Genomic DNA, 21,451 nt, shown 5'->3' with positions numbered 1-21,451 from the left:
TTCAAAACCAATTCGCAGACTTTGTTGCATCCGTCGACAAATCAAAATAATACAAAGTTTGCTCATATATTCATATGATAAAAAATGCAATATAATATGTAAATATATAAAAATTCACACAATAAAAGTAACGTTTTGCAAAATAAAGCAACAAATAGCTTGAAAGAAAAGAGAAGGATTGATATAATGCACATGGGTATTAATACCCAAGGTGCTACTTCACAATTGACGTGAATGGCGGTTTGCTTTTTACGGAGAGTTTATAGCTTCGATTACATAGATTACTTAATCAGAAAATATGTATGGAGGAACTCGCTTATGCTAACAATCGGTGACTTGATTGCAGTAATTAGTCTCTGCTTAACCAGTTTTGGTCTTGGCTATACGATTGGTGCGAATAGCAATAAGACCGAAAAAAAATAACCGCCCCAGTCTGCAAACTAAGCGGTTATTTTTAACCTAATAAACATCAGGCGAACCGTCATGGTAGCACCTTTTTGTATTTAAATATGAACTGTCTGTATCATAGCACAAAACGACTTTTGTGTCAAATTATCAGCAGAATCTTAAGCGGCTATTATAAGCGATTCATCAGATCTTTCTGATTACAACAGATGTCCCGTTTGCAATGACTCCGATCACATTATTGGAAAATATGTTGTAATCAATATCAATGCCAATGACTGCATTTCCACCCAATGCAGCTGATTTTTTGATCAGTTTATCCATGGCAGCGTGCCTTGCTGTCTCGAGCTTTTCCTCGAATATCCCGGATTGCACGCCAAAGAAATCAGCAAATGAAGAAGTAAATTCTGAAAGAAATCCGGTGCCAAGAACTACTTCGCCGGCGACAATCCCCAGGTAAGATACGATTTCATAACCTTCAAACTGAAATCCGGTTGTTACCATGTGGTGTTTTTCGCGATAATCCAGCTCTTTTTTTTCGTTTTCCGCCCGTTGTATTTCTTCCTTTTTTGCACGACTGTACCATAATTTTTCATCATAATCCGGATTGCCATATCGATAACCTGCACGCATCGCTTCGATAATCTGAGGCAATTCTGTTGGAACGATCTGGCTTAACTCTTCATCTGATAACAGTTGAACCATTTCATTTCCACAATAATCGCAGTTTTCTGCAAGATGATTGGTTTCTCTGCAATTTCCGCAGTGTTTGCAGCATAAAATCATAAGCGTTCCTCCTAGCGTATGTATTTTCAAAGCGGTAAGCTCTTAAGTTAATATCATTGTAATAGGAAGCTGCCATTTGTACAATGTTTTTCTTTGGTGAACAGGAACCGAACCTGTTATTCTCTGGTGAAATATGTGTTTTCAAGCAGAATTTACCGGATTTGCAGGATTCCTCTCATAACTTTACAGGATTCCGCTTATAACTTTCTTGTGAGAAAAACCACTTCGTGTTAAAATATCAGAAGACATTTCACGAAAATACAACAAGAGGGGGTGGCGGCGTGACGAACTTTGATTTCCTGAAGGATATTCCGCAGTTTGCAGCGTTTGCGGATGTTGCGGTGGCGGCGGAAAAGATCCTGATGATTGACCCGGAGGCGAGCGTGATGAACTGCCGGCGGGCGATGGAATTTGCCGTCAAATGGATGTATTCGGTTGACGATATGCTGGTGATGCCATATCAGGACAAGCTGGTCAGTCTGCTGAATACGGAAGAGTTTAAAGGAATTGTGGATGCAGACATTTTGCGGAGAATGGATTTTATTCGCAGGGTGGCAAATCAGGTGGCACATACGGGAAGAAAGCTGACGCTGGATCAGGCGAAGCTGTGCCTTGAGAATCTTTATATATTTCTGGATTTTGTAGCTTATTGTTATGCGGATGATTATCAGGAGGGGCAGTTTGATGCAGGTCTTCCGGAGCAGAATCAGGAGATCCTGGCAGCGGAGACAGCCTTTCCGGATATTGATCTGGAGGCTTTGATCGCAGAAAATAAAGCATTGAAGGCAGAACTGACTTCCAGGCGTGAGGAGCAGAAGCAGACGTATGTTCCGAAGCCGCTGGAGCTGTCGGAGTATGCAACCCGCAAACAATATATCGATACGATGCTGATTGATGCCGGATGGATGGAAGGAAAGAACTGGCTGAATGAAGTCGAAGTCTATGGCATGCCCAATAAATCAGGCAGCGGTTTTGCGGATTATGTGCTTTATGACGATGCACACCGGCCGCTGGCGGTGATCGAAGCGAAAAAGACCTGTGCAGATGTGGCGAGCGGACGGCAGCAGGCAGAGTTATATGCGGATTCTCTGGAGCGGCAGTATGGACGCAGACCGGTCATTTTCCTTACGAACGGATTTGAGACGAGGATTGTGGACGGACAGTATCCGGAGCGGCAGGTTTCCTGCATTTATTCCAGAAGAGATCTCGAAAAATGGTTTAATTTAAAAACCATGCGGGGCGACCTTGGCAGTGTCCGGATTGATAAAAAAATCGCCGGAAGGTATTATCAGGAAGAGGCGATCAAGGCAGTATGCGAGAGCTTTGATAAAAAGAACAGAAGAAAAGCACTGCTTGTCATGGCGACTGGATCGGGAAAGACAAGGACGGTGATCGCACTTTGTGATGTGCTTCTGCAAAACGGCTGGGTGAAAAATATTTTGTTTCTTGCGGACCGCACTTCCCTTGTCACACAGGCAAAACGAAGCTTTGTCAATATGCTGCCGGATCTTTCGGTGGCAAATCTGTGTGAGGAGAAAAGCAATCTGCATGCACACTGTATTTTTTCGACTTATCAGACGATGATCAACTGCATTGATGCCACACGGGACGAAGACGGAAAATTATTTACGAGCGGCCATTTTGACCTTGTGATCTGTGACGAGGCACATCGTTCGATCTACAATAAATACAAAGACATTTTCACATATTTTGATGCACCGCTTGTTGGTCTTACTGCGACGCCGAAAGATGAGATCGATAAAAATACCTACAGCATTTTTGAGCTGGAGAAGGGCGTGCCGACTTACGGTTATGAGCTGGCACAGGCGGTAAAAGACGGTTATCTGGTGGATTTCCTTTCGGTGGAAACAAAGCTGAAATTTCTGGAAGAGGGCATTGCGTACGATGAGCTTTCGGACGAAGATAAAGAAGCATACGAGAACACCTTTGTGGATGAAAACGGACAGGTTGTGGAGCGGATCCAGTCCTCAGCACTGAATACCTGGATTTTCAATGACGATACGATCAGACAGGTGCTGGACATTCTGATGACACATGGAATCCATACAGACTACGGAGAAAAGCTCGGCAAGACGATTATTTTTGCGAAAAATCATGCTCATGCGGAAAAAATATTTGAGGTGTTCAATAAAGAATATTCACATCTGCCGGGTTATGCAAAAGTGATCAACAATCGTATCAGCCATTCCCAGAGCCTGATCGATCAGTTTTCGGAGCCGGATAAACTGCCGCAGATCGCCATTTCCGTTGATATGCTGGATACGGGAATCGATGTGCCGGAAATTTTAAATCTGGTCTTTTTTAAAAAGGTAATGAGCAAGGCAAAATTCTGGCAGATGATCGGGCGGGGGACAAGGCTTTGCCCGGGACTTTTGGATGGTGAGGATAAGCAGAAATTCTATATTTTTGATTTCTGTGGGAATTTCGAGTTTTTCCGGATGCAGAAGGGAAAAGAGACAGCAGTCCGGCTGCCTTTGCAGAGTGCGATTTTTAACCTGAAATTTCAGATTTCGTATAAATTGCAGGATTTACAATATCAGACAGAAAGACTGATTGCCTATCGCAAAAACCTGGTTGAGAGTATGCAGGGAAAAGTACAGGAACTGAGCCGGGATAATTTTGCGGTGCGTCAGCATTTGAAATATGTGGAATATTATTCCAATCCGGAGAATTATCAGAATATCCGTTACGAGGATACGCTGACCGTTCAGGAGGAGGTTGCACCGCTGATCATGCCGGATCAGGAAGAGGCGTCCGCCGTTCGTTTTGACGCACTGCTCTATGGGATTGAGCTTGCTTATCTGATGGGAAATAAATATGGAAAAGCGAGAAAGGATCTTCTGAAAAAGGTGCGTGCGGTGGCAGGTGTTGCCAATATTCCGCAGATCAAAGCACAGGAAAAACTGCTGAATCAGATCCTGCACACGGATTATCTGGAGACGGCCGGTGTGGATGAATTTGAACATATCCGTGAAAATCTGCGGGAACTGATCAAATATATCAAAGAAAAAGAAGGAAAGCGGTATGATACCGATTTTGCGGATGAACTTCTGGCGATGGAATGGAAAGAGTCGGAGCTGGAAAATGATGACCTGAAAAATTATAAAGCGAAAGCAGAATATTATGTCCGTAGGCATCAGGATAATGAGGCGATTGCCAGGCTGAAGAATAATCAGCCGCTGACAGCGGCGGATGTACAGCTTCTGGAAGAGATCCTCTGGGGAGAACTGGGGACAAAAGAAGAGTATGAGACGGAGTACGGGCAGAAGCCGCTCGGAGAATTTGTCCGTGAAATTGTCGGCTTGGATATGAACGCTGCAAAAGAAGCATTTTCAGAATATCTGGATGAAAACAGCCTGGACAGCAGGCAGATTTATTTCGTAAATCAGATCGTGGAATACATTGTGCAAAATGGCATGATGAAAGATCTGTCGGTGCTTCAGGAGGCACCATTTACGGATCAGGGAAGTGTCGTGGACATTTTTACGGATCTGAACGTATGGATGGGAATCCGGAAAGTGATCGACCAGATCAATGCAAATGCAGCAGCAGCTTAGGAGATAAATAAACTATGAATTTTTTTGATTACATAAAGAACGAGTCGTTTTTTAAACCGCTTACGTTTAAGTACCGCAGGATTTATTATGACTGTATCCGGATTTTGATCGACCGTTCGAAGGAACTTCCGGTTCTCTACGAGTCGGATGCAAAGGACAGTATCACGCTGTATCTGAAAAACGAAGAGATTCAGCGACTGATCGAAGAAGCGGATGATGAGAATGAGGCGGTGCAGCTTCAGGCGGCTGAGATTCTGGCCATTTTCCGTGAATGTGGATGGATCAAGCCACGGCAGATCGGACGCAGCGGAGAATATGTTGTAAATCTTTCGACAGACTGTCGACGAATGATGGATTTTCTGGACAAACTGACTGAAAAGAAAACAGAAGGTACGATGTCAAACCGTATTCTCTCAATGTATGAGATCATGAAATCCGCATCGGAAGAAGGCTCGGTGCGAAAAGAACGTCCGTACTCAAACATTCTGGTGCCGATGATGGAAAATGAAACCGAGCTTCGCAATGAGCTGGCTGATTTAAAAGACAGTATATCAGATATCATGAAAACAGTCATCGAATTTCAGGACATGAACAGTTTCGGGCAGTTCATTATGAAAAATGAAATGTTGGACCGGTTCTTCAGTGAATATTTCTTCGTAAAAAACAACGGACTGATCCCTACCCAGCTTTCTTTCATCCGTGACCGGATCGAGGATCTGCGTTATGGGGATATGTATGAGAAAATGGTCGAAGAATGTGGAAAACGTCTGCGTTGCCCGAAAGAGCAGGCAATTTCCCGTGTGGATCGTTACATGGCGGAACTCCAGTATTTCCTGAGTGTGGAATACGAAGAAAATATGGAACTGATTGATACTCGCATCAACAGTTATTATAATCTGGCAAATACGAGGATTATGCAGATGGCGAGCAGCCGTGTCAGACTGGAGAATCTTCTCGGCGATTTCCTGGACCGTGTTTCCAGGATTTCAAAAGAAGAGCAGGATGCGGCGATGGAAAAAGTGGAAAAATGCACTTGTGTTATCAACCAGAAATACGTTGGTTACAAATCATTCGAGCAGAATCGGCGTATCCGCAACGAAGGTCAGAATATCGCATTAAACACCAATGCGATGTCGGAAGAAGAGATGCAGAAACGGACGGAGAATCTGTTCCGCAGTGCACCGAACCGATATGCTCCGGCCCGTGTCGGAGCATATCTGGATGAGGCACTTGGATTGGATGTGAGCATGGAGCTGAAAGAAAAGGGTGTGCAGACAAAAGAAGAGGCACTGATGATCGCAGCGGCGATGCTTTATGCGAAAAATGCAGAATTTCCATACGAAGTTCGTATCAAGGACGAAAAAGTGAGCACGAAAATTGCCGATATCAGTAATGTGGTGATCTCGAGAAAATAAAGATGTCAGAATTGTGGATCACAGGGTACGAAAATATTCACAGGGCATCTTTTTGAACGCGGAGAAGCGGATTGTGAATGTCCGCTTTACAAATACAATGAGGTAAATTTATATGCAGGATTTAAGTTTTATAAGCAATATGAGCGACGAGGATGCGTATCTGTTCAAACGCTGTGTGCGGCGGCTTCTGGATACGACATTTCTTGTAAAAGACAAAGAAGAAAAGCTCTATCAGTTTGTGGCCTCCGAATCCAACCGTTACGACATGAACCAGTATCTGGCAGTGATCGGCTACAAAGTGGTTGTAGAAGAACAGATGGGTGTGGCGATGCTGCAGCCAAATGATGATGATAAAGAAACAGTCGGACTGAAACGTCTTAATCTCTATCATTTTGACCAGAGACATATGAAGCTGCTGCTGGTGCTGTGGCTTTTATTTCTGGAACGGATGGGATATGAAGAGGCAGTCTATGTGACGGTCGGTGAGATTATCGACAAATGCAGGCTTTATGATATTGAGTTGACGCCGGTCGAGTTTAAAAAGGCATATGCGACCTTCCGCAGGTTCTGCCTGATCGATTACAGTGACGATATCACAAAAGAGGACGGGGCTGTGCGTCTTTATCCTTCTTTGCAGTTCTGTCTGGATATCGGACAGCTCAGGCAGGTGATGGCAGAATTTGTGGAACAGGAAGATTTCGAGGCAGCGGATATGGCAGACCTGGAAGAGGCAGAAAGTGAGGAGAGCGATGAGTAAAATAGTTTTACGCAATGTACAGCTGATCAACTGGTATGGATTTACCAACACGGTCGTTCCGGTTGCAGAAAATCTCACCCTGATCTCCGGAGAAAATGAGTGCGGAAAATCGACGATCCTCGATGCCATCAAATATGCCTACACCGGTGATACGCAGTTTAATAAGGCGACAAGCGGATATAATACAGGCGTGGGCAAGCGAAATCTGATCTCGTATACACGCTGTCTGGTTGATGCAAGTGCCGGCGTGTATGCAAGACCGGCGGAGAAGATCCCGGTTGTGTATACCCACATCGCACTGGAATATTATGACCAGATCAACGAAAAATCCTTTGTGCTCGGCGTGATCATCGAGACAGCCGTGACGGATATCCGCGGCACGTACTGGTATGCGATGGAAGACAAACATCTGTCGGATATTTCCTATGTCTATGAAGACGGTTCTGCCTTAAAACCGTACGATGCGTCCGGATTTCAGAAACGTTACAATGTCAAACTCCGCAAGAAACAGGATGGAGTGGCATTGTTTATGCAGATGGTTGGACTGAAGCTTCCGTATCAGGAAGTGTTTCGTTATCAGAGAAAACTTCGAAATATCATGGCATACAATCCGGCGGCAAAGATCCAGGAATTTATCCGGGAATCGGTTCTGGAAGAACACGATGTTAATTTTGAAAAATTAAAAGATGCCAAGAAAAATATTGAGCAGATCAACAGCCGTTTGGAGCTGATCGAAGAAGAGATCGGTGATCTGGATGCGATCCTGAAGGATTATGCAGAATACGATGAGCGTGTCATGCAGCTGAAAGTGGATGATATTAAATTAAAATATCGAAATATGCTTTCCTGGAAAGAAAAACGCTGCATGGCAGAAGAAATGATCCGCAAAAACAGCATTGAAGTAGAAGCACAGATCAAAACAATCAAAGAACTGAGCACGGAGATCGATGCACTTGACCGTTATTATATGGAAGCAAAAGCCGCACTGCGGGAACTGAATGTTTCCAAAGCGATCGACAATTCCAGACAGCAGATCACTGCTTTCGAGAAACAGCTGGAGAAGCGGAAAAGTGAAAGGGAAGAGCTGGAGCAGTTCCGGAAACGTCTGCTGCATGTGGCAGAAGAACTGAACAAAATGGAATGCGAGGTTTCTCATTTTGAAACGCTTGGCAAACTGACGGCAGTCGATCTTTCCAATTCGGAGAAACAGGAAGCCATCGATGCACTGAGAGCGGAAATCCGTAAAAAACGTGACAGCATTGTGCGAAACAGGGCTTATCTGGACCGCGAGCTCAAAGAAGTACAGCTGGAACGCAGTGAACAGAGCAAGATCGTTGAAAACTGTGACCGCAACAAAGCGGATTATTCGCATGTGCAGGAACAGACGCAGCTGATCCGGGAGATCAACAAAGAACTGAAAAAACAGGGCATCGATGAAGAAGCCCGCATGGCGTGTGAATATGTATCGGAACTGAAAGATGAAGCATGGCGTGATGCGATCGAAGCTTTTCTTGGTGTGCACCGCTATGCGATCCTGGTCTCGCCGCAGGCCTTTGATGTTGCCAATCAGGTTATGGACCGCTCCGGACATCGTTATGTGGAGCTGGTCAATACAAAGCGTTTGGCTGAACGCAAGATCAAATGTGAGGAAGATTCGGTCTATCATTATCTTCAGATTCAGAATGAGACAGCAGCAAAGTATTTCCAGTTCTGGCTGGGTGCGATCCATGCAGTTGAGCTGGACGAGGTTGCAAAATACGATAATGCCATGTCAAAAGAAGGAAAACTCGGCAGAAATATGGCAGTTACTTACATCAACACGAAAAAGATCAAGAGCTACTGCCTTGGCGGGGCGGCGATCGAGCTGAACCGCAAAAGAGCTGCGAAAAAACTGGATCAGCTGGAAAAACGGGAAAAAGAGATTTTGAGCAGCAGACATACGATGCAGAATCAGGATGTCTTTCTGCAGAGTAGTCTGGATTATTTCAAAGATTACAATCTGGAAGCCAACAGAGAATGTGAGCATTTAAATGCAGAGCTGGAAGCAGAAAAGGTGCGTTATCGTGAACTTCTGGAAGCCCAGAAAAACAATGCAGAATTTATGGCACTTTCGCAGCGTGTGACCGATCTGGAAAAACAGCTTCGCAATAAAACACGTGAGAAAGATGAAGAGAGCAAAAAGCGTTACCGACTGGAAGCGGAAATCGAACAGAAAAAGAAAGACAGCGTGATGTATCAGGCGAAAGAAGCGGAAGAGCAGAAACATCTGGAAGAAGAACAAAAGCTCAATCGTTCTGCAGCAGAGCAGGCGATCACAGAATACGACCGCTATCTTGCCGGAGAAGATAAAAAAGGCGGCATCATGCAGCTTTCCGAGAAAGAGCAGATGGAAAAACGTGTCAGCAGTTTTGCGGCAAATATCAACGGACAGCAGCAGGCGTACAACAACCGCAAGCAGGAAGAAGAACGTCTGCCAATCGGTCTTGAGTACGAAAAAAGCTATCACCAGAGACGCGGAAAAATCTGGATCGATGACCTTCAGAATCTGCAGCAGAAATTAAAAGAGCAGACCATGCGTTATGAAAGCATTTTCAAAAGAGAATTTGTTCTGAATATTTACGAGACGGCAAGGGCTGCAAGAAAAGACATCGCACAGATCAACAAAGAGCTTCGCAAGCTGAAATTCGCGACATGCTATCAGTTTGATGTGAAATTTTTGAATGACAATTCCGACTATGCCAAAATTCTGCGTTATGCAGAGTATCTTCAGCAGACCGGAAATCTGGCGGACGGTCAGATCGCCCTTACAAAGCTGATGGGTTATGAGGATGACGAAGTAGAGAGACGGGAGCGGGAGATCAAAGATATTATTAACCGCATCATTGAAAAAAATGATCTGGCGGAGATCCAGAAATTTGCAGATTACCGCAATTATATGAGCTACGAGATCATCATCAACAACGAGGAAGTAAAAGACGGAAAATTATCCAAACAGGTAGGATACAATTCCGGTGCCGGAACGCAGATCCCATATACACTGATTTTGTCGGCGGCACTCTCCATGCTCTACAATGTGCGAGTCAATTCCGTAAGACTGATCTTTATTGATGAGCCGTTCGAAAAAATGAGTGACCACAATATCAAACTGATGCTTGATTTCTTCAAAAACCAGGACTTTCAGGTTATCTTCTGTGCACCGCCAAATAAACTGGAATCGATTGGAAGTGAATGCGGTGTGATCATCCCGGTTCTGAAAAATGCAAACGACGATATGTTGATCGGAAAGGTGAAATTTCATGACACAGTTAATGGAGCAAATTAAAGAAAAAGATGCACAGGCATTTACCCACAGCGGAAAGTTTCATGCGGACGATGTATTTTCGTCTGCACTTCTGCTGTCTGTCAATCCGGAGATCACGATCCACCGCGGCAGTCAGGTGCCGGAGGATTTTAAAGGGATTGTTTTTGACATCGGAAGAGGGAAATACGACCATCATCAGAGGGATAGCAGAATCCGTGAAAATGGTGTGCCGTATGCAGCTTTCGGACTTTTATGGGAAGAGTTGGGTGCTGAGATTTTAGGAGAAGAACTGGCAGAAAAATTTGACGAGGCTTTTGTGCAGCCACTGGACAACAATGACAACACCGGCGAAAAAAATGAACTTGCCACCCTGATCGGCAATTTCAATCCGCCATGGGATGCACAGGGCGGAAACGATGCGGCGTTCTTTCAGGCGGTCGGTGTGGCCGGCATGATCCTTGATAACAAACTGGAGCGTTATCGGGGCAATGAGCGTGCCGACAAACGTGTAGAAGAAATTTTAAAACAGCATCAGGAAGAGATCGCTTCCGGCAAAAAGCCGGCAGATGAAAAGCAGATTCTGGTGCTGCCGGATTATGTTCCGTGCCAGAAATATCTTTCCGAGACAGACATTGCATTCGTGATCTTTCCATCCAATCGCGGCGGCTACTGTATTCAGCCTCAGAAGCGAGAATACTCCCTGAATTATAAATGCAGTTTCCCGGAAAGCTGGCTTGGTCTTGAAAAAGAAGAATTAAAAGAAGAGAGCGGTCTTTCCGGTGCAGAATTCTGTCATAAGGGCGGATTTCTTATGACGACAAGTACGCTCGAAGATGCCATAAAGGCATGCAAGATCAGTCAGCAGCAGTTCCATGAGCAGGTTGTGATCGTAAATCTTGGCACAGATGAGGCAGCCGATGCATTGCTTTTCAAACTTCCGCAGTTTTCCGGTGCCAGAATCGTGCACATGGAGCTGCCGGATCTTCCGCCGATGGAGTGGGACGGCATTTACGGTGAATCCACACTTGAAAAGCAGGAATGGAAAGCACAGATCAAAGATCAGGTGAAAAAGATTCTGAAATCCAAACCGGAAGCAGTCTATGTGCAGGGAGATCTTTTTGCGGTGTATCCGCTGATCCATGCACTTCGTAAACGCCATATGTCGGTGCTTGTGATGACAGAGATGGAAGGGGAACAGAAAATTGTGCGGATTCCGTCCGGATCATAGTGTGATTTCAGATTTTTGACCCTGGCATTAAGATGCCTGCGAATTGCTCCGTTACAAGTAACTCTCGCAATTCTATAAACATTCGGAATTCGCATATTTACTGCGTAAATAGCTACTTCCTCATGTTTAGCGGGTCCCAAGTTCAAATGTCTTATCTTGCAAGCAAGAACGACATTTTGATCTTTTGACCCTGGCATCTCAAAAAGTGCACAAAAAAATAGTGGGAAAAACAGGAAAAAAGTAGAAAAATGCATTATATTCTTGCAATTTAGTCGGATTTTAGGTACAATATAGTTCTATGATGATACGGAATTGCAGAAGCTGAGGGAAAGCGGAGCAATTCATAAGGATTATTTTAGGTAAATAATGATCCGGAGATGGAAGAGGGCGGATATACGAAGGTTTTCGGATTGTTAAAAGAAAAAAGTATGAAAGGAAAAGGAAATGAATAAGAAAGACGAATTCAAACCGTACATTCCGGCAGACAGAGTCATGCCGGAGCTTACTGTGACTTCCATTATTATGGGTGTTTTGCTCGCAGTAATTTTCGGAGCAGCCAATGCATATCTTGGACTCCGAGTTGGTATGACTGTTTCTGCTTCTATTCCGGCAGCAGTTATATCTATGGGTGTTATTCGCATTATCATGCGTAAGAATTCCATCCTTGAAAGTAACATAGTACAGACCATCGGTTCAGCCGGTGAGTCACTTGCAGCAGGAGCGATCTTTACGATGCCGGCACTGTTCCTCTGGGCAGAAGAGGGTCTTTGCTCTATGCCGAGCCTTGTCGAGATCACACTGATCGCACTTTGCGGTGGTGTTTTAGGTGTACTTTTCATGGTACCGCTTCGTAATGCCCTGATCGTGAAAGAGCACCAGACACTGCTTTACCCGGAAGGAACTGCATGTGCAGATGTACTTCTGGCCGGCGAAGAAGGCGGAGCAAACGCTTCTACGGTATTCTCCGGTATGGGACTTGCAGCAGTATTTAAATTTATCGTTGATGGTCTGAAGGTGATCCCGGCAGACGTATCAGCAGCTTTTAAATCTTTCAAAGGTGAGATCGGTATGGAAGTATACCCGGCACTGCTTGGTGTTGGTTATATTGTAGGACCAAAGATCGCATCTTACATGTTTGTTGGTTCTGTATTCGGATGGCTGGTTATCATCCCGCTGATCTGTCTGTTCGGACCTGATACCTGGTTGTATCCGGCAGAAGCAGGCACAACGATCGCTCAGCTTTATGCAGGCGGCGGTGCAGCAGCTATCTGGAGTACTTACGTAAAATACATCGGTGCAGGTGCCATCGCAACAGGCGGTATCATCTCTCTGATCAAATCACTGCCACTGATCGTAAGAACATTCAGCGACTCCATGAAGAGCGTAAAAGGCGGAAAAAATACAAGTACTGCACGTACTGCACAGGATCTGCCGATGCAGTTTATCCTGATCGGAATCGTTGCCATGGTCGTTATCATCTGGGCAGTTCCGGCTATTCCGGTATCTCTGCTTGGAGCAGCACTGATCGTAATCTTCGGATTCTTCTTCGCAACGGTATCCTCCCGTATGGTAGGTCTGGTAGGAAGTTCCAATAACCCGGTATCCGGTATGGCAATCGCTACTCTGCTGATCGCAACTATGGCGATCAAAGGAAGCGGCAAAACAGGTATCGACGGTATGACAGCAGCAATCGCAATCGGTTCTGTTATCTGTATTATCGCAGCAATCGCAGGTGATACTTCACAGGATCTGAAGACCGGTTATCTGCTTGGTGCTACACCGAAAAAACAGCAGATTGGTGAGCTGATCGGTGTTCTTGCATCCGGTCTGGCTATCGGCGGTGTTCTCTACCTGCTGAATGCAGCATGGGGTTACGGCGGAGCAGAAGTACCGGCTCCTCAGGCAACTCTGATGAAGATGATCGTAGAAGGTATCATGGGCGGAAACCTGCCATGGAACCTGGTATTTGTCGGCGTATTCCTGGCACTGGGTCTTGAGATCCTGCGTATCCCGGTAATGCCGTTCGCAATCGGTCTGTATCTGCCGATCTACCTGAATGCAACCATCATGATTGGTGGTGTTGTACGTATGGTAATGGATGGACGTAAGAATGTCGATGAAAAGACAAAAGAACAGCAGTCCACAGACGGAACACTGTACTGTGCAGGTATGATCGCCGGAGAAGGTCTGGTAGGTATCCTGCTGGCAATTTTCGCAGTATTTGGTATCAACACAAGCATCGGAGAGAGTGTAAACTTTGGCAACATCGGTGGTGTCATTCTTATGGTGCTGATGATTGCATCCCTGCTTTACTTCTCTCTTAAGAAAAAGAAAAAAGCATGAAAAAAAAGAAACAGGAACAACAGATAAATTATCTGGATCTGATTCCGGTAAAAGCCGAAGGCCTGAAGTGGCACAAAGACTTCAGGGATCGCGTGATACTGGAAGTAAAAAATGAAGGTTTTTTTAACGGGATCGCACAGAAAGTATTTAACCGCCCGGAAGTCACAAAGATACATCTAGATGTACATGGAAGTTATCTTTGGCCTTTTATCGATGGAGAGAGAACCGTCATGGATCTGGCTGCTCTGGAAAAAGAGCGGTTTGGTGAAGCGGCAGAACCCCTTTATCCACGAATCGTAAAGTATTTTCAGATTCTTGAGAACAATCATTTTGTAAGTTTTAAATAATAAAATCCCTTGCGGCGGGCAGTTTCTGCTGTAAGGGATTTTTTACCACAGGGGGATTCTTTTTATGTGTACAAATAAAAAACATGCAGAAAATCTCTTGCACGCACGGGGAAAATTTTCCGGTCGCATCGGTTATGTGCTGGCAGTTGCCGGCTCTGCGGTTGGACTTGGAAACATCTGGCGATTTCCATATCTTGCGGCAAAATACGGCGGAGGTATGTTTCTGCTTGTCTATCTGATTTTAATGGTCACTTTTGGATATGTTATGATCGTATCCGAAACAGCACTGGGACGTATGACGAAAAAAAGCCCGGTTGGAGCTTTTCACAAATTCGGAAAGAGCCTGCCGTTTCACCTGGGAGGCTGGATCAACGCAGTCATCCCGATGATGATCGTTCCTTATTACAGTGTGATCGGTGGCTGGGTTCTGAAATATCTGTTTGAGTATATCAGGGGCAATGCAAACCTTGTTGCACAGGATGGCTATTTCAACAGTTTTATCACCTCTTCCATGGAAGTAGAAATATGGTTTCTGATCTTTGCGGCACTGGTATTTATTGTCATTCTTGCAGGTGTAAAAAATGGAGTAGAACGTGTTTCAAAGGTTATGATGCCGCTTCTGATCCTGCTGGCAGCCTGTGTGGCTGTTTATTCCATCACAAGACCGGGAGCCGTGGAAGGCATCAAATATTTCCTGATCCCGAATCTGGAGAATTTTTCCTGGATGACGGTCGTTGCGGCGATGGGGCAGATGTTTTATTCCCTGTCGATCGCGATGGGTATCCTGTATACGTATGGATCTTATATCGGGAAAGATGTAGACATCGAAAAAAGCACCACGCAGGTTGAGATTTTTGATACCGGTGTCGCACTTCTGGCCGGTCTGATGATCATTCCGGCAGTGTTTGCATTCTCCGGCGGAGATATGGAAACGCTCCAGGCAGGACCGGCACTGACGTTCATCACCCTGCCGAAAGTATTTGCGAGTATGGGAGTTGGCACGATTGTCGGCATCGCATTCTTCCTGATGTTTCTGTTTGCGGCACTGACCAGTGCAATCTCACTTCTTGAGACCAGCGTTTCCACCCTGAACGATGAGCTTCACTGGAGCCGTGGAAAATGCTGTCTGCTGATGGTTGTCGTGATGCTGGTGATCGGAACGGCATCCTCTTTTGGATATGGTATCTGGGACTCTGTGAAGATCCTTGGTATGCAGTTTTTGGATTTCTTTGACTTCCTGACCAACTCGGTCATGATGCCGATCGCAGCACTTGCTACCTGCATTCTGATTCTGAAAGTCGTCGGATTTAAAAGAATGGATGCGGAGATTGAACAGTCATCTGATTTTAAACGCAAGAAATTATATCATTTCTTCCTGAAATATCTGGCATCCGCCTGCGTTATCATTATCCTTCTCAGCTCCATTGCAAATGTACTGGGATGGATTTCGATGTAAAAACAGAAAACTTTGAAAAAACTCGATTAAGCATTGTAAAACTGGCCGTTTGGCTAGTGTACAATGCTTTTTTAATTTTATATAATGGTTATAGAATGATGTGGGTGTCAAAAGTCCCCAACTATGATGCCTACGGATTGTTCCGTGCGTTGCACTCCCACAATCCTCCCCAGTATTCGCATATCGTGGGATTATCATCCCACTTTTATGCTCATATCGGGGCGGGTCCCAAGGTCTTTCATCCACCTATGAGCAAGCTCATGTGGATTTAGACCTTTTGACCCTGGCATCATAGAATTGCGAAAGTTATTTTTCAACGGAGCAATTTGCAGGAATCAGACAGGAATGAAAAATTAAAAAAAGAAAACAGGAGGGAAGATATGAGAAAACGAATTGCAGCAGGATTACTTGCATTTGCACTTGTATTTACCGCAATGGATTTTGGTGGTCTGGTAAGTATTCAGGCAAATGCAGCAGGACTAGTACAGGTTACTGAAGAGAACCAGAGTAATTTTCATTTAAACGGAGATTATGCAGGATATTATGCGATCGCAGATAAAGAAGATCTGCAGGCATTTGCGGCAAAGGTCAATGCCGGAGAGAACGCTGTCAATGCAGTGCTGACGGCAGACATTGATATGACAGGTGAAGACTGGACACCGATCGGAGATACAAATGACGGTTATACAGGAATCTTTGACGGAAACGGACATAAGATCAGCAAGCTGGTCTGCGAGCGGACAGGGGATAAACAGGTATCAGGCTTGTTTGCACAGCTGAAGGAGAACAGCGTTGTCAAAAATCTTGGCATGGAAGATGGCGTGTTCACATCGTCAACGAGTACGGCCGGAGCAGTTGCAGCAAAAAGCAATCTTGGAAAAGTGATCAACTGCTGGAACAGCGGAAAAGTAACCGCACATGATTACGCAGGCGGCATTGTAGGAAGTTCGCAGGGCTGGATCGAATCATGCAAAAACAGCGGATCGGTAAAGGCAACGTGGGGCTGGGGACGCAGCGGAGGTATCGCCGGGGAGCAGGTCTGTGATATGAACAGCTCAAAACAATATGTAAGAACCTATATCAAGTATTGTTATAATACCGGAACAGCAGATGGATATTATGCCGGCGGTATAGTTGCTTATCAAGGCTATAAGAATCAAGAAGCCTGTGATATCATCTCCTGCTGGAGCGATGCAGTCATGACAGGAAGTATAACAGGTGGAATTGTAGGGAGTCTGGACAAGGGTGACACAATTCAGAACTGTGTTTTTAATACCGATCGTTTTAAGGGACAGGTTTATAATAAAAATCAAAATGGAAGTGTCAAAGATTCAGAAGGTATGACAACCGCAGAGTTTGCATCCGGAAAGGCGACCTGGGTGTTAAATGGAAAGGATAATTCTCTGGCTTCACAGGCAAAGTGGTTCCAGAATCTTGAAGAAAATCCGGATGCTTATCCTGTAATGGATGGCACACATGGAAAGGTTTATTATCTGGAGGAAAACGATACTTACAGCAATCATCCGGGAAGTATGGCAAAAAATGAGATTTCACTGGTATCCGGTACCCAGATTGAGCGGACAAGCGATAATCTGTCTGAAACAAAGCCACTGTCTCTGAAAAAAAACGAGGTTTTTAACTGGAAAGGGGACGGAGCAATAGAGGTCGGCTATTATCTGGATGAAAAGGCACAGATACCGACCACGGCGGAAAACAGCGGAGCTGCTAAAAAAGGCGGAGCACCGGCACTGCCGGGACAATATTATGTAAAAGTGACGGCTCTGGAAGTGGAAGATTTTTATCAGGAAACTTCAGAAATCTTTTCCTATCAGATCAACTTCGATGCCGAAATCCAGATGGAAAAAATCGCAGGCAGCAAAAGCATAGATTATGCTTATACCGGAAATCCACGGGAACTGTCCTTTGAAAAAGGAAGAAAAATCACCTGGAGCTGCGAGGAAACACCGACATCCGTAAAAACCACTTATTATAAAGATCGCGGCAGCGTGCTGACAAATGCAGAAAATGCCGGTGCACTTACCGAAGGCGGAGCGCCAGCTGATAAAGGCGATTACTATGTAAAAGTAGAAATGACTTTCCGTGAAAAATATAAATCAGAATCGGATTATCTGTTATATAAAATTTCGGACGGAGAAATTGAGGTAACTATGGATGGACATTCCGAACCATATGTTACTTTGACAGAAGCATTTCGTGATACAGAGGGAAAAACAGCACAGATGAAGCTGTTGAAGAATATTGAATCGGTACGGGAAGTGGAGGTAAACAGTGGAAATCTGATTCTGGATCTGAATGGATATCGTCTGCAAAATTTAAAGAGGACCACTCTGAATCAGGATGCTTCTCTTAAAATTACAGACAGCAGTGAAACGCAGACGGGTGTATTTTACGGTACGTTGCTAGTAAGAAGTAAAAATATAGAGTTTGCCGGCGGAATTTATTAAAATCAGTCGAACAGCTATTTTGTGTATAACGGTGCGAAAATTAAGGTGAGCGGTGGAAAATTCGATCGGGTTTCAAAAGAATGGGCAGAACTTGGAGAAGAGCTTTGTCTGGTGGATAATGAGACGAATGAGAAACAGCCATATGCCGAGACAAGCTGTACGAATGTGCATGTCGAGGCGTGTAAGAAACATGATTATGAGCAGGATGTGCAGTACTGCGTGTGGTGCCATAAGAAAAATCCGGATTTCCAGGGTTATGTTCGGATCACCGTAAATGGAGTAGAAACTTATGTAGATACACTGAAAGAAGCGTTACAATACGCAAATGGCAAAGAAGCAGAGATTACCTTTATGCAGTCAATGGAAAATACGGGAAGTCTTCCGACTCTGAAAAGTGGAAAAATCACTCTGGATTTAAATCAAAAATCTCTGACAGCGAAAAGTGTTGACCGGATCTACATAGACGGAGCAGAGGTTACGGTAAAAAACGGAACCTTTGATATTGTAATAGCACAGAGGAGCGGGAAACTGAGAATAGAAAGCGGTGATTTCAGACAGATCGGCTATTGGGACAGTTATCAAAACAGTATAGAAATGACCGGCGGAAATTTTCAGAACATCGTATTATATTCAGGCAGTGCAGAAAATATGCTTCCGCAGGGTTATGCGTTCTACAGTACGAAAGATGGACGCTTTCTGAGCAGAAAAGAAGTACTTACTCAGAGTGATCTGAAAAATGTGGAGGTTCGAAATACAGGTATGAGCTGTGAGACACTTCCGCAGATTTCCGGAAATGTAGAACAGACTTTGCAGGAGTATACCTTAATTCCGGGCGTGATCAGGGCAGATACCGGAAACGGAGAAAGTACGCTGCTGGAAGGAACCTGGAGTTTTACGGAGAAAGAAAATCTGGAAGTGATACCGGAACTTGGAAAAAGATTGATATGCGATCTTGTTTTTACACCGAAAGATGGAAATTATCCTTATTATGTAATAAAAGGTGTAGAAGTTCATGTTGAGAAAAAGACTCCGCAGCAGACTGCATTTCATGAATCGGCAAGTTATATTTATACCAAGGGTTCTGGCACGGTATTTGTGGATCTGCGGGCAAAACTCCCGGCGGACAAAAAGGAAGATTATTATTCCTATTCTGCAGCAGGGGATGAGCAGATTTTTGATGATTATGAGATTACGCGGAATGGACAGTTAAATTATAAAGTGAAAGATTTTACAGACAGGAGCATGATAGGAAAAACAGGCACAATTCATGTAAGGGTAACAATGAAAAATTACAAGGATGTTTCTTATGACTTAACGGTCACACTGACAGATCAGAAAAAGGTTGTTCTGAAAGCAGGCAGTGAAATAAAAGTTTTACAGGATCGGAAACTTACTTACGGAGAAACATTATCCAATCTGCAGCTGAATCTGGAAGGGAAAGAAAAAGCAGTCTTTGTTGAGCAGGGAACGGATACGCAGATTCCCGGAACGCTTGCATGGAAAGACGGAACACAAAGACCGGATACATCCGTGACAAGTGCAGAATGGATCTTTACACCGGATGATGTGGCATATGCAAACACAGAAGGCAGCACAGCGATCACGGTAGAGCCAAAAGAACTGAAAGTCTTAGCGGCAACGGCAGATGATAAAGTATATGACGGAACCGCGTATGTCAGCTTCAGTGATATTGTTCTTGAGGGCATTGAAGAAGGAGATGAAGTTTCGGCAGACATCGGAACGATCCGTGGGACTTTGAAAGATGTAAAAGCGGGAAATTATACTTCGGTAACTTTGCCAGAGCTGAGATTAACCGGAAAAGACAAGGAGAATTATATTCTTGTGCAGCCGACAGACGAAATTCCTCTGACAAAAGTGGTGAATGTGGCAAAAAGCAGTGGGCTTCAGATCGAAGAACAGAATAAAAGTTACTTATATTTAAAGGATCAGGAAGAGCGGATCAGTCTCAGGGAAATCCTCCCGGTGGACTGCGGGAATGCACAGTATGCTGCACCGGAGATGACCGGAAACATGGAATATATCACAGAACCGAGTATAGCAGATGATATATTATCTTATACAGTGAAGCAGGGGGCACTGGACAGGAAAGGAAAGATCCAGATCAAAGTTACGACTGAGAACTATGAGGACTTTGTGATCACCTTCAATCTGGAATGTAATGACCAGATACCGGTCAGATTACAGGAAGGAACAGAAGTAACCCTGAAAAAAGATACGCTTACTTACGGTGGTCTTTTGTCGGCACTGGAGTTTTCGGAAGCAGAATTTGTGGACGAAGAAGGAAATACAGTGGAAGGAACGCTTGTATGGAAAGACGGCACACAAAGACCGGATACATCCGTGACAAGTGCAGAATGGATCTTTATGCCATCTGATGAGGCATATGCAAATGCAGAAGGCAGCACAGCGATCAAAGTAAATGCAAAAGAACTTACGGTAACAAAGGCGATCGCCAGAAACAGGAAATATGATGGAACAAATCAGGTTGCCATCACGGAAGTACTGCTAAGCGGTATGCTGGAAGGCGATGAAGTGAGCGTAGATCTGACGGATCTGCATGGAACGTTAAAAGATAAAAAAGCAGGAGAATATACTTCGGTAACATTACCGGAACTGACGCTTGCCGGAAAAGACAAAGCAAATTACAGGCTGGCACAGCCAGTTACAGAAATCCCTCTGACAAAAGCAGTGACGATCGAGACACCGGAGACAACGGAAACACCGGAGACACCACAAAAACCGTCAGATCCAGGCACAAAACCGGGAACTTCTGAGCCGATACAGAAGCCATCGAAACCAGAATATCTGAAAAAAGGAACAAAGTTCATAGGACCGGACAATAATCAGTATAAAGTAACCTGTGCGGACGGAAAGACATTTACAGTGGCATATCTGAAACCGAAAAAGGGTGTCAAAGGAACGGTAAACATACCGGACAACATTACCGTAAACCATGTTACTTATAAAGTCACAGAGATTGCAGCGAATGCATTTAAAAAGAATAAAAAGATTAGAAAAGTGGTCATACCGTCCAGTATAGAGAAGATCGGTAAGCAGGCATTTTATGGCTGCAAGAACCTGAAAAATATCACGGTCAAAACGACAAAGCTGACAAAGAAAAGAGTGGGAAGCAAGGCATTTTTCGGCATCCATGCGAAAACAGTCATCAAAGTGCCGAAGAAAAAACTCTCTGCTTACAGGAAGATGCTGAAAGCACGCGGAGTCACAAAAAAAGAAAAAGTACAGGCGATTAAGGTAAAATCTAAAAAAGCATAAGATAAAAAATACCGGGGCAGTGAGTGTCAAAGGTGGTTTTGGCACTCGCAAATGCCCGGAAAGGATGAAAACT

The 21,451-nt window shown here is 44.5% G+C and carries 11 protein-coding genes; 10 read left to right on the top strand and 1 reads right to left on the bottom strand.

Annotated elements, in window-relative coordinates:
- Positions 1 to 591: 591 nt before the first annotated feature.
- Entirely contained in the window at positions 592 to 1,191 is a 600-nt protein-coding gene (locus ACLTL4_RS02395; protein ID WP_412291259.1) for a heavy metal-binding domain-containing protein, read from the bottom strand.
- A 281-nt stretch (positions 1,192 to 1,472) separates the two neighbouring features.
- Here ACLTL4_RS02395 and ACLTL4_RS02390 point away from each other — a divergent pair, with 281 nt between their 5' ends.
- The 10 genes from ACLTL4_RS02390 to ACLTL4_RS02345 all read left to right on the top strand — a co-directional run bounded on the left by ACLTL4_RS02390 (position 1,473) and on the right by ACLTL4_RS02345 (position 21,378).
- A complete protein-coding gene (locus ACLTL4_RS02390) occupies positions 1,473 to 4,769 on the top strand; it encodes a DEAD/DEAH box helicase family protein (protein WP_412291258.1) in 3,297 nt (1,098 codons plus the stop codon).
- A gap of 14 nt (positions 4,770 to 4,783) precedes the next feature.
- Positions 4,784 to 6,184: a Wadjet anti-phage system protein JetA family protein gene (locus ACLTL4_RS02385; protein ID WP_412291257.1), complete on the top strand. Its 1,401-nt coding sequence runs from the start codon at positions 4,784 to 4,786 to the stop codon at positions 6,182 to 6,184.
- Between the two features lie 112 nt (positions 6,185 to 6,296).
- Positions 6,297 to 6,941 carry a DUF4194 domain-containing protein gene (locus ACLTL4_RS02380; protein ID WP_250843688.1) on the top strand — a complete coding sequence of 215 codons (645 nt, stop codon included), beginning with the start codon at positions 6,297 to 6,299 and terminating at the stop codon, positions 6,939 to 6,941.
- Positions 6,934 to 10,263, top strand: a complete 3,330-nt coding sequence (locus ACLTL4_RS02375) for an SbcC/MukB-like Walker B domain-containing protein (protein WP_412291256.1) — start codon at positions 6,934 to 6,936, stop codon at positions 10,261 to 10,263. Before ACLTL4_RS02380 ends, ACLTL4_RS02375 begins: the two co-directional genes overlap by 8 nt.
- The gene (locus ACLTL4_RS02370; protein WP_412291255.1) at positions 10,238 to 11,470 is read left to right on the top strand and encodes an MYG1 family protein; all 1,233 of its coding nucleotides are present in this window, start codon (positions 10,238 to 10,240) and stop codon (positions 11,468 to 11,470) included. The genes ACLTL4_RS02375 and ACLTL4_RS02370 overlap by 26 nt, the downstream gene beginning before the upstream one ends.
- A gap of 444 nt (positions 11,471 to 11,914) precedes the next feature.
- The gene (locus ACLTL4_RS02365; protein ID WP_412291254.1) at positions 11,915 to 13,813 is read left to right on the top strand and encodes an OPT family oligopeptide transporter; all 1,899 of its coding nucleotides are present in this window, start codon (positions 11,915 to 11,917) and stop codon (positions 13,811 to 13,813) included.
- On the top strand, positions 13,810 to 14,160 hold the full coding sequence (locus ACLTL4_RS02360) for a PqqD family protein (protein ID WP_022118192.1): 351 nt from the start codon (positions 13,810 to 13,812) through the stop codon (positions 14,158 to 14,160). Before ACLTL4_RS02365 ends, ACLTL4_RS02360 begins: the two co-directional genes overlap by 4 nt.
- Positions 14,161 to 14,224: 64 nt before the next feature.
- The gene (locus tag ACLTL4_RS02355) at positions 14,225 to 15,616 is read left to right on the top strand and encodes a sodium-dependent transporter (protein WP_022118193.1); all 1,392 of its coding nucleotides are present in this window, start codon (positions 14,225 to 14,227) and stop codon (positions 15,614 to 15,616) included.
- A 380-nt stretch (positions 15,617 to 15,996) separates the two neighbouring features.
- Positions 15,997 to 18,081: a hypothetical protein gene (locus ACLTL4_RS02350; protein WP_412291253.1), complete on the top strand. Its 2,085-nt coding sequence runs from the start codon at positions 15,997 to 15,999 to the stop codon at positions 18,079 to 18,081.
- Between the two features lie 21 nt (positions 18,082 to 18,102).
- Entirely contained in the window at positions 18,103 to 21,378 is a 3,276-nt protein-coding gene (locus ACLTL4_RS02345) for a YDG domain-containing protein (RefSeq protein WP_412320184.1), read from the top strand.
- The last annotated feature ends 73 nt before the right edge of the window (positions 21,379 to 21,451 follow it).

This window comes from Hominisplanchenecus sp., assembly GCF_046967715.1.
GTDB lineage: Bacteria > Bacillota > Clostridia > Lachnospirales > Lachnospiraceae > Hominisplanchenecus > Hominisplanchenecus faecis.
Note: the sequence above shows the minus strand (reverse complement) of the source record. Positions and strands in the feature narration are given on the sequence as shown.

Excerpts from the sequence above, each read along its gene's own strand:
- ACLTL4_RS02395 (WP_412291259.1), bottom strand. The coding sequence starts at position 1,191 with ATGATTTTATGCTGCAAACACTGCGGAAATTGCAGAGAAACCAATCAT.
- ACLTL4_RS02385 (WP_412291257.1), top strand. The coding sequence starts at position 4,784 with ATGAATTTTTTTGATTACATAAAGAACGAGTCGTTTTTTAAACCGCTT.
- ACLTL4_RS02380 (WP_250843688.1), top strand. The coding sequence starts at position 6,297 with ATGCAGGATTTAAGTTTTATAAGCAATATGAGCGACGAGGATGCGTAT.
- ACLTL4_RS02375 (WP_412291256.1), top strand. The coding sequence starts at position 6,934 with ATGAGTAAAATAGTTTTACGCAATGTACAGCTGATCAACTGGTATGGA.
- ACLTL4_RS02370 (WP_412291255.1), top strand. The coding sequence starts at position 10,238 with ATGACACAGTTAATGGAGCAAATTAAAGAAAAAGATGCACAGGCATTT.
- ACLTL4_RS02365 (WP_412291254.1), top strand. The coding sequence starts at position 11,915 with ATGAATAAGAAAGACGAATTCAAACCGTACATTCCGGCAGACAGAGTC.
- ACLTL4_RS02360 (WP_022118192.1), top strand. The coding sequence starts at position 13,810 with ATGAAAAAAAAGAAACAGGAACAACAGATAAATTATCTGGATCTGATT.
- ACLTL4_RS02355 (WP_022118193.1), top strand. The coding sequence starts at position 14,225 with ATGTGTACAAATAAAAAACATGCAGAAAATCTCTTGCACGCACGGGGA.
- ACLTL4_RS02350 (WP_412291253.1), top strand. The coding sequence starts at position 15,997 with ATGAGAAAACGAATTGCAGCAGGATTACTTGCATTTGCACTTGTATTT.